Genomic DNA, 18,483 nt, shown 5'->3' with positions numbered 1-18,483 from the left:
AGTTAAGGAGACAGGAATATAAAATGATCTTAAAATATATTAGAAAGAACAAAAAAGCAATTATGAAGTTTAGCATGAGTTTCATGCTATGCTGTTTTATCTTTTTAGCTGCGGTACCGGCTTATGCAGGTGCAACAGGCAGTAAGAGTAATGTTTCGCAGCAGGATACAGAAGATTCTTTTCATCTTAACATTACATCTAATGCAGGAAGTACTACATTGGAATCCACATTACAAATGCTTTTGATCTTAACAGCACTTTCTTTAGCTCCTTCCATCATCATTATGGTGACTTCTTTTACGAGAATCATCGTGGTATTTCATTTTCTGCGAACAGCTTTGGGAACGCAGACCACACCGCCAAATCAGGTGTTAATCGGACTTGCTCTTTTTATGACATTAGCAATTATGTCTCCGGTTATGACAAAAGTGAACAAAGAGGCAGTTCAGCCTTATATGAATGGAAAAGTAAAGCAGGAACAGGCGATAGAAAAAGGACTGGCTCCAATTCGGACGTTTATGTTAAAGCAGACAAGAGACAAAGATCTCAAATTGTTTATGACGATTAATGATCAGAAGTCATCAGACGTAAAAAGTTATGATGATATTCCAACGACAACGATTATACCTGCATTTATTATCAGTGAGTTAAGAACAGCATTTATTATTGGATTTTTAATTTATCTGCCGTTTATTGTTATTGACATGGTAGTCGCTTCTACATTGATGTCAATGGGTATGATGATGTTGCCACCTACAACGATTTCACTTCCATTTAAGATTCTGCTCTTTATTCTGGCAGACGGATGGAATTTGGTTGTGGGTCAGCTTGTAGAATCTTTCAAATAATTTTGGGCAATGAATCGAGGTAGAAGATGAGTACAGGTGTTATAATTGATATTGCAAGAGAAGTCATTTGGACCGTGGTTAAGGTAACGATGCCCTTACTATTGGTATCGTTGATCATTGGTCTGATCATCAGTATTTTTCAGACGATCACATCTATTCAGGAACAGACACTTACATTTGTTCCGAAGTTTCTTGCTATCATGCTTGTGATCCTTTTGTGTGGAGGATGGATCATGGGATCTGTATCAGATCTTTTTATTGATCTGATGAAGCAGATTCCTACTTTAATAAAATGATATATAAGATAATGATAGGAGTGTAGCAGGTGAAATTTACGATAGAATATATAGAATATGCTGTATTGATCATAACAAGAATTTCTATGATCTTTTTTATCGTACCGTTTTTTGGAAATGTCAACATTCCTGTACGCATTAAGATTGCGCTTTCTTTCTTTTTATCATTGATCATAATGAATTCCGTAGATTATTCAGCTGTATCTTATCAAGGGATGTTAGGATACAGCATTCTTATTGCTCAGGAAGCTGTCACCGGGCTTTTGATCGGGATCGGTTCAGGGTTCACTCTTTATATTTTGAATTTCTCGGGTCATATGTTAGATATGGAGATTGGTTTTTCTATGGCAATGGAGATGGATCCGACAACACAGGTACAGACAACAATTTCGGCTACTTTTCTGACAGCTGTCTTTATGTTAATGTTTATCGCATCTGATATGCATTATTTTCTGATTGATGCGGTTGTAGATTCTTATAAGGTTATTCCAATCGGAGAAGGAATCGTTTCACCCAACTTATACAAGATCTTTGTGCAATACGTGATTGATTATTTTGTGATCGGTTTTCGTATTATTTTACCGGTATTTGCTTGTATTCTGGTTATTAATGTTATTTTAGGTATTCTTGCAAGAATTGCTCCTCAGATGAATATGTTTGTCTTTGGTATGCAATTAAAAGTATTTGCGGGTTTATCCCTGATATTTATATTAATGAACTTTTTACCGGGAATTACGGATTTTCTGTTTAATGAAATGCAGACATTGACGAAGCTGTTTATGCTATCTTTAGCAGGAAGTTCATAACGTTGTATTATAGATTGCTATTTTATCTTATTTAAGGTATTATGATATTGTGTGTGTTAATTGAGAAAAGGATGCTTTAGTATGTTATTGGAATCATATGATCTGCAGCTTTTTGCCAAAGATGGTGAAGGCGGAGAAAAAACAGAAGAACCTACGACAAAAAAGCTTTCGGATGCCAGAAAGAACGGACAGGTTGCTAAAAGTACCGATCTGACTACTGCGTTTTGCCTGCTTGTTTTTTTTATAATCTTAAAGCAGTATTTAGGAACGCTTGGAAATGACTTTCTAGAGCAGTTTCATTTTTTTTATAGTAAGATCAGTGATTATACCAATACAAACTTTACATTACAGTTAGCTTGTGCTACCGCAGGAGAAGCGATCAAAAGCATACTGATCATGGCGTTGCCTTTTTTAGTGATTTTGTTTGCTTTAACAGTCATTGTTTTTCTGATGCAGGTAAAATGGAAGATTTCTTTTGAACCAATGAAACCAAAGATTGATAAATTTAGTCCGATCAATGGCATAAAGCGTTTGTTTTCTGTACAGAAACTGATAGAGCTTTTGCTTGCTATCGCAAAAATTACTATCATGGTTTATGTGGTATACAGTTATCTGATTGATAAATGGACTTTGATACGGGATATGTATCATTATACTTTAGCACAAGGAATTGAATTGATCGGAGATATCATTGTAAATATCGGTATACGTATCAGTGCATGCTTTTTAGTGATCGGTTTTGCCGATTATATGTATCAGAGGTGGAAATTCCACAATGATATGAAGATGACAAAGCAGGAAGTAAAAGATGAATATAAAAATTCGGAAGGTGATCCAAAGATCAAGAGCCAGCAAAGAGCACGTATGAGACAGGCATCACAAAGGCGTATGATGCAGGAACTTCCGCAAGCCGATGTTGTTATTACGAACCCTACACATCTTGCTGTAGCGATCAAATATGATAAAGAAAAATATGATGCGCCTGTTGTAATAGCAAAAGGTGCTGATTATCTGGCACAAAAGATCAAGGATGTAGCCAGAGAGAATGATATTGAAATTGTTGAAAATAAACCATTGGCACGTATGCTATATCATAATGTAGATATTGGAAATCAGATTCCACCGGAATTGTATCAGATGGTGGCAGAGGTTTTGGCATATGTCTATGGTTTGAAAGGAAAATTATAAAATACAGTATATTAACGAAAAAATTTCGTATGACATAAGAAGCAGAGGAGATTAGATCAAATGAAAAAAACAGATATATTTCTGGGGTTATATGTATTAGTTCCGATTGTATTTCTGATTGTACCAATGCCAACGGTATTTTTGGATGTATTGATGATGTTAAATATCAGTCTGGCATTGATCATCATGTTTACGGCATTGTTTTCAAAAGAAGCGTTGCAAATGTCATCATTTCCAACACTTTTGCTGATCACAACATTATTCCGTTTGTCATTGAATGTCAGCTCAACGAGAAACATTCTTTTACAGGGTTATGCCGGAAACGTTGTAGATGCTTTTGGTCAGTTCGTTGGTGGCGGTAATCTGATCGTTGGCGTTGTAATTTTTATGATTCTGATCATTATTCAGTTTATTGTTATCAATAAAGGATCGGAGCGTGTATCCGAAGTAACAGCTCGATTTACACTGGATGCGATGCCCGGTAAGCAGATGGCAATTGATGCTGACTTAAATACCGGTGCGATCACGGATGCACAGGCGAAAGAACGTCGTCAAAAAATTCAGGATGAATCTGCATTCTTTGGAGCGATGGATGGTGCTACGAAGTATGTAAAAGGAGATGCTACAGCCGGTCTTATCATTACAGGCATTAACTTTGTAGGTGGTCTGATCCTTGGTGTTGTGATGCAGGGAATGGACATGACAGAAGCTTTACAAAAGTATTCAATCCTGACCATGGGTGATGGACTGGTAAGCCAGATCCCATCCCTGATCATATCACTTTCAACCGGTATCTTAGTTACAAAAGTATCGAAAGAATCTGATCTTGGTAATGTTTTATTACGTCAGTTGTTTTCTATTCCAAAAGTTTTATATATTACCGGTGGTGCATTAGCCTTTTTGGCATTTACACCAATGCCGACATTGATCTGCCTATGTTATGCGATCGTATTCATTGCTGCAGGCCGTGCAATCGAGGCGACGATGGAGGATGTTAAGGTAGAAAATGAAATTGATGAGGAAGAAGAGTCAGCTGAAGAAATCCGCAAACCGGAAAATGTGGTATCATTATTGCAAGTTGATCCAATTGAACTGGAATTTGGATATGGTATCATTCCGCTTGCCGATGTCAATCAGGGTGGGGATCTGCTTGACCGAGTGGTTATGATCCGAAGGCAGATTGCACTTGAGCTTGGCTGTGTTGTTCCAATGATTCGTTTACGAGATAATATTCAGTTAAATCCAAATCAGTATGTGATCAAGATCAAAGGCGTGCCGGTTAGTGAAGGCGAGATCTTATTTGATCATTATATGGCAATGAATCCCGGATATGTAGAGGAAGAGATCACCGGCATTCCGACATTTGAACCTTCATTCCATCTTCCTGCAATCTGGATTACAGAGGCACAAAGAGAACGTGCGGAATCGCTGGGATATACGGTGGTCGATCCGCCATCGATCATTGCGACACATTTGACGGAAGTAATCCGTAATCATTTGGATGAACTTTTAACAAGACAGGATGTACAAAACCTGATCAACAATATTCAGGAGGCCAATACAACCCTGATTTCAGAATTAGTTCCCAAAACACTAGGTGTTGGAGAAATTCAAAAAGTTTTACAAAATTTGCTGGCAGAAGGAATTTCGATTCGCGATCTTGTGACAATTTTTGAAACGTTAGCAGATAATGCAACTTCCACAAGGGATACTGATGTTTTGACAGAATATGTGCGTCAGAGTCTCAAGAGGGCAATCTCAAATAAATATTTCCCGGCAAATGAAATGACCAGTGTAGTAACATTAGATCCTAAGATTGAACAGGAAATTATGGGTTCAATCAAGCAGACAGAGCAAGGGGCGTATATTAATTTAGAGCCGGAGAAGACACAGGAAATCTTAAATGCCGTTAAAGAAGAAATCGACAAGATGGAGGAACTTGGAAAGAATCCGATCATTGTGACTTCTCCAATCGTACGTATGTACTTTAAAAAATTAACATCAGAGCAATTTAAGGATTTGATCGTTATATCTTATAATGAAATTGAATCTGATGTAGAACTACAATCAATAGGGATGGTGACAGTATAAAATGGTAATCCGAAAATACATAGCAATAAATGAAGAAGAAGCTACAAAGCTTGCAAAAGAAGATTTAGGACAGGATGTTGTGATCCTGAATGTTAAAAATAATTCCAAACGTGGTTTTCTTGGAATTTTTAAGAAACCATCCGTAGAGATCACAGCGGCTGTAGATGAGAAGAAAGAGGAAGAAAGTGTACCGGACTTTAGTAAGCTTCAGGAAGCAATCAAGGAGACAAATGCTGTTTTAGCAGCAAATGAAGCCAAAGTTGCAAACGAAGTAAAAAAAGAAGAAAAGAAAATGCCGGATATGGAAAAGATCTCTTCGAATCTTTTAGAGGATTCCTCTGTTCCTTTTTCAAAAGAGAATGCACAGCCAAAAGAAAAGTTAGAAGAAAGACTGAGTAATTTGCAAGATCTGATTGAAAAGCAGATACAGGCATCGAATGAAGTAAAAGAACATAAGAAGCAGGATTCCAATCAGGCTTATTTTGATCTGATTCGCAAAAAACTTTTAGATAATGAAGTAGAAGAAACGTATATAGATCAGATCTTTTCTGATATTGCAGACAGTTTATCCCAAAATGCGAATCTGGAAAATATTTTAGCAGGAGTTTACCAAAAAATTGTATTAAAGATCGGCCAGCCACGCTTGATCGATATTCGGACCAGAAAGACAAAATATATTTTCTTTATCGGTCCGACAGGAGTAGGTAAGACTACAACGATAGCAAAGATCGCATCAACACTGCGATTAACAAAACAGACAAAGGTTGCATTGATCACATCGGATACATATCGGATCGCTGCCGTTGATCAATTAAAGACATATGCCAATATTCTGGGGATCCCTTTACAGGTTGTTTATTCTCCACAGGATATGAAACCGGCAATGGAAGAATTGTCAGAGTATGATCTTGTCTTTGTCGATACAGCCGGTCGTTCCCACAATAATAAGGAGCAGAAAGAGGATATACAGAATCTGTTAGATACTGTAGAGGATGCAAATAAAGAAGTATTTCTCGTGCTGAGTGCAACAACAAAATACAAGGATCTGGTAAAGATCGCACAGACATATTCTGAGATTACAAAGTATAATCTGATTTTTACAAAACTTGATGAAACAGAGACAGTAGGAAGCTTATATAATATTCATATGCTGACAGGAGCACCGTTGTCTTACGCAACATGGGGACAGAATGTTCCTGATGATATAGGCAAGATAGATGCACAGAGCATGGCAAAGAAGCTTCTCGGAGGAAATAGTTAATGGATCAGGCAGAACAGTTAAGAAATATTATAAAAAAACAAAATATGCAGCAGCATCTTGCACGCGTGATCACAGTGACGAGTGGCAAAGGTGGCGTCGGTAAGTCGAATGTGTCGGTTAATCTTGCATTGCAACTTAGCAGATTGAACAAAAGAGTTGTAATTCTGGATGCGGATTTTGGGCTTGCCAATGTGGAGATCCTGATGGGAATACGACCTAAATATAATCTGGCAGACTTGCTTTTTAGAGGAAAAACATTACGCGAAGTAATCTGTCCGGGACCGGGAAATATCGGATTTATCTCCGGTGGATCCGGATTGAAGGAACTTACAAACCTGAATCATGAACAGCTTCAAATGCTTGTTCGTATGATGTATGAACTTGATAATCTGGCTGACATTGTGATCATAGATACTGGAGCCGGAATTTCCGACACAGTAGTCGAGCTGGTTTTGGCAAGTTCAGAGCTGCTTTTGGTTGCAACACCGGAACCGACTTCTCTTACCGATGCATATGCATTGATTAAGACGCTGTCGCGTCATGAAGAATTTTATGAAGATAATCGTATGATCCGAATGGTCGCGAACAGAACACACAGTGCACAGGAAGGGACAGAATTATATGAAAAACTTTCTTCTGTGGTTGCTAAATTTTTAAAGGTTCATATTGATTATCTTGGTCAGATTCCATATGATGAAAAGCTTTCAAAAGCAATCATGAAACAGCAGCCGGTCGCATTGATGTATCCAAATGCCGCGTCATCAAGAGCACTGATGGAAATAGCGACCTGTGTGGAAAGAGGTTTAGACAGACCGGCAGAGGGAAGACAGGGATTATCGGGTCTTTTCTCAAAAATGTTTCATAATAAAAAAAATTAAAAGAGCGGAAAATATAGCATTCCGGCAGAAAAGAGAGAAGACAGATGATAGATGAGTATGTTAAAATAGGAATGACAGCAAAAATGTATCTTTCTGTTTCCGTGAAAGGAGAGAATGATGCTGACAGGCAGCCATGTATTTGCGTTGGCAAGATAGAAAAGATTCTTTCTGAACATGAAGTGGAAATAGAAGTATTACATCAGTCAGAAGAATCTTTTTCTAAAAAAGAAACATATGTGATGTATTTTATTGCTCCATTGGAGGCATGCATGTGCCATGTCAGTTGTTTGGCATCCTATCATGATGAACAAAAAAAGATTCTTTCTTTTAAAATTTTGTCTCCGTTAGAAAAAGTACAGCGAAGGATGCATGAACGGATATCTTATCATGCAGAACTGGCTTTTCGTACTCTTTCAGAACCTATGAAGGAGTGGAAAGAAGATCAACAGGAACTATTTACGGAAGTATCTGATACTTACTATAAAAATTATGAAGACACAGTTGTTGACATCAGCGGTGGCGGGATTCGTTTTACTTCAAAAAAATGTGTAAAACCAAATGAATGTATCCTAGCTGATTTTAAAACGATTCAAGGTGGTAAAAGTATGATGATGCATGTGTTTGGTCAGGTTGTATATTGCCAGGCACTTCGTAATGAGAAAGATGTTTTTGACATTCGAATGAAATATATTCATTTGAGTGAAGCGAAAAAAGAACAGATCATTCGCTTTGTATTTCAATTAGAAAGAGAACAACGAAACGTAAAATTACGTCGTGGAGGTGAATAGATTGAAAAAAATTTTGGTGGTTGATGACTCTGCACTTATGAGAAGAGTGATATTTGATATAATAAACAAAGATAGAAATCTTCATGTAGAAAAATACGCAACAAACGGATTAGACGCATTAGATCTGTTAGTATCCGGTGAGGAGTTTGATGCAATTGTTCTGGATATCAATATGCCTAAGATGAATGGTATTGAGTTCTTACGTGAGCTTAAGAAGCGTGGAATGAATGAAAAGGTTTTGATCGTCAGTACTCTTGCAAAAGAAGGGGCAAAAGAGACGATTCAGGCGTTAGAGCTTGGGGCGTTTGATTTTGTAACAAAGCCCGACAGCCTTGCAATAGCCAAGGGAAATCTGTTTTCTAATATGCTTCTTGATATGCTTTATGCAGCAGTAAATCTTTCACGCAGAACACTTGATAACGAAGTGAAGCAGCAGGCAAAGGATCACAGCAGCATCCGGAAAACACATAATATCTATGGAAAGGCATTGCAAGGGGATACTTCTAAGCATTCTAAGAAACCGCTTTGTGGTACTGCAAGAAAATTAGTTGCTTTGGCATGTTCGACAGGCGGACCAAAAGCATTGCAATATGTTGTTCCGTTTCTGCCGGCAAATCTTGATGCGGCAGTTTTGATCGTTCAGCATATGCCGGAAGGTTTTACGGCTTCTCTTAGCAATCGTCTGGATGAATTAAGCCGGATCAAAGTGAAAGAAGCAGCACATGGAGATATTCTAGAAAAAGGAACCGTGTATTTAGCAAAAGGCGGTTCACAGATGCGCCTGATCGAAAAAGGAAGGATGCAGCATATTCTTTCTGTTACGGCAGAGGAAGCACGAAATGGTTTAAGACCATGTGCGGATATTATGTATGAATCATTGGTTGGTTCCTCTTTTGATGAGATTACCTGTGTTGTGATGACAGGAATGGGTGCAGACGGAACAAAAGGAATTATACAATTAGAACAAAAAAACAAAATTTACGTGATTGCACAGGATGAAGAAAGTAGTACTGTATATGGAATGCCTAAAGCGATCGCTGATGCAAAAGCGGTTGATGAGGTCGTAACATTACGGAAAATTGCTGATGCAATTACAAAACACGTGGGGGTGCGCTAATATGGACGTTAGTCAGTATCTTGAAATTTTTATTGATGAAACAAAAGAACATTTACAGACATTAAGTGATCAGTTAATGATCCTTGAGCAGGAACCGGAGAATATGGACACGATCAATGAAATCTTTCGTGCTGCCCATTCTTTAAAAGGAATGGCTGGAACGATGGGTTACAAGCGTATGCAGCGCTTAACACATGACATGGAAAATGTGTTTCAGGAGATTCGAAGCGGTAATATGAAAGTACAGCCGGAATTGATCGATGTATTATTCCGTGGATTGGATGCGTTAGAGGCTTATCTTGCTGAGATCCTTGAATCCGGAAACGAAGGAACAGAAGAAAATGAAGAGATTATTAACACCTTAAATTCTATTGCAGCAAAAGCAACCGGTAAAGAGCCGCCGGAGCCAATGAAAACTGCACAACCACAGGAAACGGCAAGTGCATCAACAGAAGAAGCACCTGCAGAAGCAAAATATACTTCTATTCAGATCAATGATTATGAGAAGAATACATTTGATAAAGCGGTTCAGCAGAAAGAAAATATTTTTGGTATCACGGTATATTTACAAGAAACATGTATTTTAAAAGCTGCCAGAGCTTTTTTGGTATTTAAAGCATTAGAAGAACATGGTGAGGTGATTAAGGCTGTTCCGAATGTACAGGATATCGAAGACGAAAAATTTGACTTTGATTTCAGTCTTGTATATTTTACAAAAGACAGTGCAGAGACCATCAAAAAAGCAATCGAAAATGTTTCAGAGGTAAAGAAAGCAATTGTTGGAGCGTTTATGCCTGAGATGGAAAAATCAGAAGAATCAGAAAAGCATGACACTCCAAAAGAAGTAAAGAAAGATGAAAAGGCGGTTAATAATGCCGGAGCAGCTCAGCAAACTGTCAAGAAAGCAGAGAATAAGAAGGCAGCAAAGAAGAACACAAAGACAACAAAACCTACCGTTGGACGTACTGTTCGTGTGGATATTGAAAAGCTTGATGTTTTGATGAATTTAGTCAGCGAGCTTATCATTGCAAAAAACGGATTAGTTTCTATGAGTTCTTCTGATGATTCCAAAAAAGATTCAGGTTTCAATGAACAGATCGAATATCTGGAAAGTGTTACAACCAATCTACATGAATCTGTTATGAAGGTTCGAATGGTTCCTATTGAAAGTGTTGTAAGCCGTTTCCCTCGTATGATCCGTGACTTGAATAAGAAATTAAACAAGAAAATGGAATTACATATGACCGGTGAAGAAACCGAGTTAGATCGTACCGTTATTGATGAGATTGGTGACCCATTACAGCATTTGCTTCGTAATGCGGCAGATCATGGTCTTGAGTCCAATGAAGAACGCCTTGCTTTAGGTAAGGAGGAAGTTGGACAGATTTATCTGGATGCTTACCAAGATGGCAATAATGTTAATATCGTAGTGCGTGATGATGGTGCCGGCATTGATGTTGAAAAGGTAAAACAAAAAGCAATTGAAAAGGGAAATATTACACCGGAGCAGGCTGAGATTATGACGGATAAAGATGTGATTGATCTGTTGTTCAAGCCAAGCTTTTCTACAGCAGAAAAGATTACGGATGTATCCGGACGTGGTGTTGGTCTTGACGTTGTTAAGACAAAGATTGAAGGTTTGGGCGGTAATATTGAATGTAAGACGGTTCTCGGTGAGGGAAGCAGCTTTATTATCCGCCTTCCGTTAACTCTTGCAATCATTCAGGCATTGATGGTAGAGTTAGGCAAAGAAAAATATGCGATTCCGCTTGGAAGCATTCAGACAATCGAAGATATTCCGGTTTCAGATGTAAAACATGTACAGACAAAAGAAGTGATTAACCTTCGTGGAACCGTTATTCCATTGATTCGTCTTGATCAGATCTTAGATGTAGAGACAAACGAAGAAGAGCCGGAAAGTCTTACCGTTGTCATTGTGAAAAAAGGTGATAAGCAGGCAGGTCTCGTAGTTGACAATCTGATCGGTCAGCAGGAAATCGTTATTAAATCAATCGGTGATTACATTAATTGCAGCAAGTTAATTGGCGGTGCCACTATTCTTGGTGATGGTGAGATTGCACTTATTCTTGAAGTAAATACTTTAGTATAGGGGGGCACGAAGATGGAAGATGTAAATGAAGTTCAGAATGTAGAAGTTGTGGATGAAGGAATTCAGTATATTGTTGTTCGTATCGGAAGTGAACAATATGGTATTGATATCCGTTATGTAGATAATATTGTAAGAAATCAGAGAATCACGAGAGTGCCAAAGGCACAGCCATATTTCAAAGGCGTTATCAATCTTCGTGGTGAGATTATTCCGGTTATGAGTCTTCGTTTAAAATTTGGTCTGGAACCGGATGAATTTACAAATGCAACAAGAATTATTATTATTAAGCCGGAATCACAGTCGGCAATCGGCATTATTGTAGATGAAGTGAAGGAAGTTGTTACATTAGATTCAGCTTCAATCGAAAAACCAAATTCTGCTGATGCAAATGATGTTCAGGCAAAATATTTAAGTGGTATTGGTAAATATGAGGATAGTCTGATCACACTTTTAAATATAACATCTGTTATTATTGATAAAGAGAATGTATAAATTAGCACGTTGTGCTGGAATGGAGATTCTATGCAGGATAAAAACAATGAAAGCATGGATGACATTGAGTTTGATGTATTAACAGAAATAGGAAATATAGGTGCGGGCAATGCAACAACTGCATTGTCCCAACTTATTAATGCCAGAATTGATATGCGTGTTCCGAAAGTAGAACTGTTGACTTTTGCCGAGTTGGCAGAAGTGATCGGTGGTGCTGAAACATTGGTGGCAGGCATTTTACTTTCTCTGGAAGGTGATATTCAGGGCTCAATGTTATTTATATTGGAAAGTAATGCAGCAAGATTATTAGTACAACAGTTGATGGGCTGTAAAGATGATAGTACAGAGCAGTTTACGGAAATGGAAACTTCAGCTTTACAGGAAATTGGAAATATTATTTCAGGTGCATATCTGTCTGCAATTTCAAGTCTTACCAATATGCTGATCACGGCTTCAGTGCCGAGTCTTGCATTTGATATGGCAGGAGCAATCTTAAGTGTACCTGCGATCGAATTTGGTAAACTTGGAGATAAGGCTTTATTGATTGAATCACAATTTAAGGATATGGATGTAGATATTAGCGGATATTTCATTCTGATTCCAACATTAGATTCGTATTCGAAAATATTAAAGTCTCTGGGGTTAAGGTGATTAAAATGGCTGATATGATAAAAGTAGGAATGGCAGATTTGAATATCTGCCATGCACCTGATGCAATTACTACATTAGGTCTTGGATCATGTGTGGGAGTGGCATTGTATGATCAACCTAAGAAGTTAGCAGGTTTGGTACATGTAATGCTACCGGATAGTACACAGGTGCGTCAAAATCAGAACAGAGCAAAGTTCGCTGATACAGGTATTGATTATTTGATCGAACAGATGGAAAAAGAGGGGGCTTTAAAAAGCAGATTAACAGCTAAGATAGCCGGTGGCGCACAGATGTTTGCGTTTAGTACGAATAACGATATGCTTCGTGTCGGCGAAAGAAATGTAGAGGCTGTTAAAGCAAAGCTTCGTAAATTAGGAATCCATATTCTGGCAGAAGATACAGGATTAAATTTTGGACGAACTGTTGAGTTTTATCCTGAAACCGGAGATTTTGTGATCAAATCTGTTGGGAAACCGATCCGAACGATTTAAAAGTGAATTGTTTATTATCAGACACATTGTATTATAGAAAGCAAGGCAGGGGGAATTTTGTGAAAGCGGAATTTATACCAAAATTTATTATGCTCTTAGCAGGTGCTATTGTATGTATCATAACAATTGTCAATGGTACAGACGTAACATATAGTTTAGAAATGCTGTTAGCAACTTTGATCATTTTTTATATCATTGGACTGATTGTAAAAAAGATTGTCGTAAAAGTATTAGAAGGCAATATGTTTGTAAAAAAGACTGATACAAATATGTCAGAAGTAAAAGATCAGGAAAAAGATGTTGATATGCAGCAGGGAGAAGATAAAGAAAAAGAAGAACAATCTGCAGAAGAGTAATCGGTTTAAGAAGGGAAACTTTGTTTTATGGATGAAATTTTGAAAGAAGAGTTATGGAAAGAGTACCAGAAAAGTAAAAGCCCCGGTATACGTGAACAGTTGATCATAGAATATTCAAGTCTTGTAAACGTAGTTGCCGGAAGAATGAGTATGCATCTGGGGCATTTGGTAGAATATGATGATCTTGTAGGATATGGGATTTTTGGCTTGATTGATGCGATCGACAAGTTTGAATTAACAAAAGGGGTAAAGTTTGAAACCTACGCAAGTCTGCGCATTCGTGGTGCCATTTTAGACCAGATTCGTAAAATGGACTGGATACCACGTACTCTTCGTCAAAAGCAAAAAAAATTAGATGCTGCTTCGAAGGAATTGGAGTTAGAATTGGGAAGGCAGCCTAAAGAAGAAGAATTGGCACAGAAACTTCAGATCAGCATGAAAGAATTGAATGATCTGATCAATGAGACGCAGGTTGCTAATCTGGTGTCCCTGGATGAGTATTTGGAACAGGGAAGTGAAGTGAGGGCAGAATTGGGAAATCGTCCGAGATTTGAACAGCCGGATCAGGTAGTTGCCCGCCAGGAGTTAAAAAGAACACTTTCGGAAGCAATTGATTCATTGACGGAAAATGAACGAAAGGTGATTGCTTTATATTATTATGAAGAATTAACATTGAAAGAAATTAGTATGATACTCGAGGTTTCTGAATCGAGAGTATCACAGTTACATACAAAGGCATTGAAAAAAATGAGGGAAAAACTAGGGGATGATATAGTTATCTTTAACTTATATAATGTATGATATCGGGATGGAGGAGTTGTATGAAAAGAAATGCTTTTTTTCAGCTGATTCACAGAAACGGAAAGATGTATTTAAAATCGTATCCGGCTATAAATGGGGGAAGGACACTGCATATAGAAGATGTGATCTTTTATTTGGACAAGAAAAAGATTAATGATGTGGCAGTAGACGATATAAAAAAATTTGTGACTTTGGCAGGAAAACAGAAAAATGCTGAAATGCTGATCTCAAATGAGGAGATGATCGCAGAAAATGAGTCATTGTTTATAACGGTCGATCCAAAAAAATTATATGCAAAAGTGAGATTGTATCCGCATTCTAATAAAGGGTTACGGTTAGAAACAGAGGATATTATTTCTTTGCTCGAACAGCAGGGAGTTGTTCACGGAATTTTATATGAAAATATTGCATTGATGCAAAGATTAAAATTATATTGTACAGATATTCTGGTTGCAAAGGCTACTATGCCTGTACACGGACATGATGCACAGATTCATTATAATTTCAACCTGGATAAAACAAATAAACCTGCGATGGATGAAAATGGTCATGTAGACTTTCACCGGCTTGATATGATCGAGCCGGTAGAAGAAGGACAGCTTTTGGCAACGTTAGAGCCTGCTGATTTCGGAATACCCGGAATTGACATTACAGGACATGAAATAAAACCTAAAACAGTAAAAGTGTTATCATTGAAGCATGGCAAGAATATTCATTTGTCAGAAGACGAATTAGAAATGTATTCGGAAGTATCAGGTAACGTAACTTGTGTGGATGATACGGTTTTTGTGTCAGATTGCTATGAAGTTCCGGCGGATGTCGGACCATCGACAGGAGATCTTGAATATTCCGGAAGTGTCAATATCAAAGGCAATGTATTGTCAGGGTATACAGTCAAAGCAAGTGGAGATATTTATGTCAATGGTGCTGTAGAAGGTGCAACATTAATTTCCGGTGGTAAGATTGTATTGAACAGAGGTATTCAGGGAAAAGGCAAAGGAATGATGCAAGCGGAAGGCGACATCATTTCCAATTTTATTGAAAGTTCAAATGCATATGCCGGTGGTAAGATTGTAACAGATGCGATATTGCACAGTCAGGTCGTAGCACAAGATAGTGTGATCGTAAATGGTAAAAGAGGTATTGTTACCGGAGGTTCAGTGCGTTCTACTGTCTTGATCGAGACAAAAGTAGCCGGTTCGACGATGGGAACAGTTACGGAACTTGAAGTTGGTATTGATCCGAAAGTAAGTGAAAGATATCATGAGATAGAAGATATTATTGCAGATCATTCCGATGAGAAAGAAAAATTAGAACAGACATTGACTCTGCTGCTTAAGAGAGTGAAAGCAAAGGGAAAATTAGAAGAAGAAAAGTTAGAACAATTAAAGCAGTCTAAGGCAAGGCTGCAAGAGATTGAAGCAGAAGACAAAAAACTTTCAGATGAATATGAAGCATTAGAAGAAGAACTTCGAAATGCAAAAGATGTTGGGAAGATCATTGTGCATGATAAAGCATATAGCAGTGTCAAGATTACAATTTCTAATATTGTAAAATACCTTCATTCAGAAGTACAACACAGTTCGTTCGTAAGAGATGGTGCAGATATACGTATTCGTGGTCTGTAGTAAGATAGGAGGGATTTTATGTCACTTTCTTTAGATTATATAACCATGCCACCTAAGTCTCAGGAAGTTTCACAGATACAGACGCAGGAAATTACGCGAATGGAACAGGAGAATCAACAGCTTGCCACACAATATCAGGCTGAGATTAAACACCATTCGGAACAGACGATACGTCGTAACAAAGCAGAAAATGAAGAACTTAAAAATGACGAAAAAAAGAAGCAGCAAAAGAAACAACAAAAAAGAAAATCATCTACGGCAGATAAGAAAAAAGAAACGATGAAAAAAACAAATGCAGCTGGGATGGAATCGGATCAACATTTTGATATGCGGATCTAGAATGATATTTCATAGACGATGGAGGGCAACATGATTTTTTTAGAAGCGACAATGATTGTTATTGGCTTAGCCGCTGTCATTATCAGCTTTCGTATATCAGATAAGAAAGTAAGTAATACAGCAGAAGTAGATATGGAAGCCAATATACAAAAGTTTGATGATGTAAAAGAAGAACTTTCACAGAAAGCAGAAAGCATATTAGAAAGCACGGATGATAAATTAAGTACATTATCCAATGAAAAGATTATGGGAATGAATGAGTATTCTGACCAGGTGATGGATAAGATCGAAAAAAATCATGCAGAAGTTGTTTTCCTATATGACATGTTGAATGAAAAGCAGGAAGAAGTGAAACAATTAGTTCATGATATAGATTCCTTGAAGGCAGAGATTCATAATGAAGCTGCAAAAGGATACCAAAGTATCAAAGAGCAGGAGAGGCAATTAGACGAATTAAAAAAAGACATGGAAACAGAGTCCCTACGATTGGATCAGGACAAAAAAGAAATAGCAGATAAAATGGAAAAAGAGAGAACAGACATTGCGGAAAACAAGGAAGATGATGTTGAACAGGAATTTCATACATTGTTAGAAGAAACAGACCATGATGAAAAATCTGCCGCGTCTGTTTTTGATGAAGAAATAGCTAAAATTGAAGAAGAGGAAGCAAAAAATACACCACAAGAACGTTATCGTCCATTGCACCAACAGGAAAAGGCATCCAATCATAATGATGAGATTATTGAATTGTACAAAAATGGAAGATCCATTTTAGAAATTTCAAAAATGTTGTCGATCGGACAGGGCGAGGTGAAATTCGTGATCGATCTGCATCAGGCAGCGTCACGTTAATTACAAAAGATGGGAGATGACATACAATGAATAAGAAATCATTTCTTCGTGGATTTGGAAGTGGTGTGCTTTTTACTGCTGTTATACTAGGGACGTCTGCGATGTTAAGAACATCGGATTCTTATGTACGATCCCGTGCTCTCAAATTGGGGATGGTAGAAAAGCCACAAAAGGAAGAAACACTCTTTGCAACGCAGACACCACAGCCATCTGTCTTACCGACGCAGACAAATGCAAAAGATGATGCTAAGTCAAAGTCAGAGAAAACCACATCTGCAACACCGCATACATCGGCATCTACGACAAAAACATCCAATAAAAAGCAGGAAAAAAAGATGGATACCGAGAAGAAACGTTTGGAAAAAGATTTGAAAGCCGAAGAAAAGAAATTAAAGATTTCGGATGGAGAATGGTCTTCTGACGTGAGTAAAGAGTTAGAAAAACTTGGTATTATTGATGATTCCAAAAAATTTGATAAATATTTAAATCAAAATGGATATTCTCATTTAATCAATTCAGGAACGTATCATGTATCCGTAGATGATACATACGAAGAACTTGCAAAAAAGATTACAGGAAATCGAAAATAAAAAAAATACTTCTGTGATTGCTAAGAGTAATCCGGAAGTATTTTTTATATAACTCAAAAATCAAAGGAAAAATATTTTGTCAGAAAAGGAGAAGTAGTATGAAATTTCGTCCATGTATTGATATTCATAACGGAAGTGTAAAACAGATCGTAGGAGGCAGTCTGCAGGATCAGGGAAGCCAGGCTGTTGACAATTTTATATCTGAACAGGATGCAGCTTTTTATGCAGACAAATATAAAGAAGCAGGGTTGAAAGGTGGACATATCATTCTATTGAATCCTGCTGGATCAGAGTATTATGAAAAAGATATAGAACAGGCCAGGAAAGCGTTGATGGCGTATCCGGGGGGAATGCAGATCGGGGGAGGTATGCACACAGAAAATGCAAAAAGTTTTCTTAATATGGGAGCCTCGCATGTGATCGTTACATCATATGTTTTCCGGGATGGAAAAATAGATTTTAAACGATTAGAAGAGCTTGTTGCCAGAATAGGAAAGGAACATTTAGTCTTAGATCTAAGCTGTCGTTTTTATGAAGATGATTATTATATTGTGACAGACCGCTGGCAAAAAAGAACATCGGTACCAATGAATCAGGAAACATTTGAACGGCTTGCTCGGTATTGTGATGAATTTCTTATACATGCTGTTGATGTCGAAGGAAAAGCATCCGGTGTGGAAAAAGAAGTGGTCAGACGGCTTGGAAATGCAAAAGTGCTTCCTGTGACATATGCAGGCGGCATTCATTCTATGGAAGATATTGATTGGATTGAAAAAGCAGGAAATGGCTTTGTGGATTATACTATAGGAAGTGCTTTGGACTTATTTGGCGGAACGATTTCTTATGAGAAGATCATAAAACGTTCTCAAAAATAGTGGGAAAATAGGTGTAACAAATCTG

Annotated in this window: 20 protein-coding genes; all 20 read left to right on the top strand. The window is 37.6% G+C overall.

Going from position 1 to position 18,483, the window contains the following annotated elements:
- Positions 1 to 23: 23 nt before the first annotated feature.
- The 20 genes from fliP (at position 24) to hisA (ending at position 18,458) form a co-directional block, all read left to right on the top strand.
- Positions 24 to 848 (top strand): flagellar type III secretion system pore protein FliP, encoded by an 825-nt coding sequence (gene fliP, locus H8700_RS09430; RefSeq protein WP_022141936.1) that lies wholly within the window; start codon positions 24 to 26, stop codon positions 846 to 848.
- A gap of 26 nt (positions 849 to 874) precedes the next feature.
- Positions 875 to 1,144, top strand: coding sequence for a flagellar biosynthesis protein FliQ (fliQ, locus tag H8700_RS09425; RefSeq protein WP_022141937.1), 270 nt, complete (start codon positions 875 to 877; stop codon positions 1,142 to 1,144).
- Between the two features lie 29 nt (positions 1,145 to 1,173).
- Positions 1,174 to 1,950: a flagellar biosynthetic protein FliR gene (fliR, locus tag H8700_RS09420; protein ID WP_022141938.1), complete on the top strand. Its 777-nt coding sequence runs from the start codon at positions 1,174 to 1,176 to the stop codon at positions 1,948 to 1,950.
- A gap of 81 nt (positions 1,951 to 2,031) precedes the next feature.
- A complete protein-coding gene (flhB, locus tag H8700_RS09415; RefSeq protein WP_249305347.1) occupies positions 2,032 to 3,138 on the top strand; it encodes a flagellar biosynthesis protein FlhB in 1,107 nt (368 codons plus the stop codon).
- 60 nt (positions 3,139 to 3,198) lie between these two features.
- Entirely contained in the window at positions 3,199 to 5,229 is a 2,031-nt protein-coding gene (flhA, locus tag H8700_RS09410; RefSeq protein WP_249305344.1) for a flagellar biosynthesis protein FlhA, read from the top strand.
- A gap of 1 nt (position 5,230) precedes the next feature.
- Complete coding sequence (flhF, locus tag H8700_RS09405; RefSeq protein ID WP_249305342.1) at positions 5,231 to 6,490, top strand: flagellar biosynthesis GTPase FlhF; 1,260 nt, start codon at positions 5,231 to 5,233, stop codon at positions 6,488 to 6,490.
- Positions 6,490 to 7,368 (top strand): MinD/ParA family protein, encoded by an 879-nt coding sequence (locus H8700_RS09400; protein WP_022141942.1) that lies wholly within the window; start codon positions 6,490 to 6,492, stop codon positions 7,366 to 7,368. Before flhF ends, H8700_RS09400 begins: the two co-directional genes overlap by 1 nt.
- 44 nt (positions 7,369 to 7,412) lie before the next feature.
- A complete protein-coding gene (locus H8700_RS09395; RefSeq protein WP_022141943.1) occupies positions 7,413 to 8,156 on the top strand; it encodes a PilZ domain-containing protein in 744 nt (247 codons plus the stop codon).
- The gene (gene cheB, locus H8700_RS09390) at positions 8,149 to 9,273 is read left to right on the top strand and encodes a chemotaxis-specific protein-glutamate methyltransferase CheB (protein ID WP_408610854.1); all 1,125 of its coding nucleotides are present in this window, start codon (positions 8,149 to 8,151) and stop codon (positions 9,271 to 9,273) included. The genes H8700_RS09395 and cheB overlap by 8 nt, the downstream gene beginning before the upstream one ends.
- Before the next feature lies 1 nt (position 9,274).
- Positions 9,275 to 11,383: a chemotaxis protein CheA gene (locus tag H8700_RS09385; protein ID WP_249305338.1), complete on the top strand. Its 2,109-nt coding sequence runs from the start codon at positions 9,275 to 9,277 to the stop codon at positions 11,381 to 11,383.
- A 12-nt stretch (positions 11,384 to 11,395) separates the two neighbouring features.
- Entirely contained in the window at positions 11,396 to 11,875 is a 480-nt protein-coding gene (locus H8700_RS09380; protein WP_022141946.1) for a chemotaxis protein CheW, read from the top strand.
- Positions 11,876 to 11,905: 30 nt separating this feature from the next.
- Complete coding sequence (locus H8700_RS09375) at positions 11,906 to 12,526, top strand: chemotaxis protein CheC (RefSeq protein ID WP_022141947.1); 621 nt, start codon at positions 11,906 to 11,908, stop codon at positions 12,524 to 12,526.
- 5 nt (positions 12,527 to 12,531) lie between these two features.
- Positions 12,532 to 13,017: a chemotaxis protein CheD gene (locus tag H8700_RS09370; protein WP_022141948.1), complete on the top strand. Its 486-nt coding sequence runs from the start codon at positions 12,532 to 12,534 to the stop codon at positions 13,015 to 13,017.
- Between the two features lie 59 nt (positions 13,018 to 13,076).
- Positions 13,077 to 13,373 carry a hypothetical protein gene (locus H8700_RS09365; protein WP_022141949.1) on the top strand — a complete coding sequence of 99 codons (297 nt, stop codon included), beginning with the start codon at positions 13,077 to 13,079 and terminating at the stop codon, positions 13,371 to 13,373.
- 27 nt (positions 13,374 to 13,400) lie between these two features.
- Positions 13,401 to 14,174 carry a FliA/WhiG family RNA polymerase sigma factor gene (locus H8700_RS09360; protein WP_249305336.1) on the top strand — a complete coding sequence of 258 codons (774 nt, stop codon included), beginning with the start codon at positions 13,401 to 13,403 and terminating at the stop codon, positions 14,172 to 14,174.
- 20 nt (positions 14,175 to 14,194) lie between these two features.
- Positions 14,195 to 15,802: a flagellar assembly protein A gene (locus H8700_RS09355; protein WP_249305333.1), complete on the top strand. Its 1,608-nt coding sequence runs from the start codon at positions 14,195 to 14,197 to the stop codon at positions 15,800 to 15,802.
- An 18-nt stretch (positions 15,803 to 15,820) separates the two neighbouring features.
- Positions 15,821 to 16,141: a hypothetical protein gene (locus H8700_RS09350; RefSeq protein WP_022141952.1), complete on the top strand. Its 321-nt coding sequence runs from the start codon at positions 15,821 to 15,823 to the stop codon at positions 16,139 to 16,141.
- 30 nt (positions 16,142 to 16,171) lie between these two features.
- Positions 16,172 to 16,993 carry a DUF6115 domain-containing protein gene (locus tag H8700_RS09345; RefSeq protein ID WP_249305330.1) on the top strand — a complete coding sequence of 274 codons (822 nt, stop codon included), beginning with the start codon at positions 16,172 to 16,174 and terminating at the stop codon, positions 16,991 to 16,993.
- 26 nt (positions 16,994 to 17,019) lie between these two features.
- Positions 17,020 to 17,583, top strand: a complete 564-nt coding sequence (locus tag H8700_RS09340; protein ID WP_249305328.1) for a hypothetical protein — start codon at positions 17,020 to 17,022, stop codon at positions 17,581 to 17,583.
- A gap of 98 nt (positions 17,584 to 17,681) precedes the next feature.
- Positions 17,682 to 18,458 (top strand): phosphoribosylformimino-5-aminoimidazole carboxamide ribotide isomerase, encoded by a 777-nt coding sequence (hisA, locus tag H8700_RS09335; protein ID WP_249305326.1) that lies wholly within the window; start codon positions 17,682 to 17,684, stop codon positions 18,456 to 18,458.
- Positions 18,459 to 18,483: the final 25 nt, after the last annotated feature.

It is taken from the genome of Jutongia hominis (genome assembly GCF_014384965.1).
Classification (GTDB): domain Bacteria; phylum Bacillota; class Clostridia; order Lachnospirales; family Lachnospiraceae; genus Butyribacter; species Butyribacter hominis.
The sequence above is the reverse complement of the archived record's forward strand: the minus strand, read 5'-3'. Positions and strand labels throughout refer to the sequence as shown.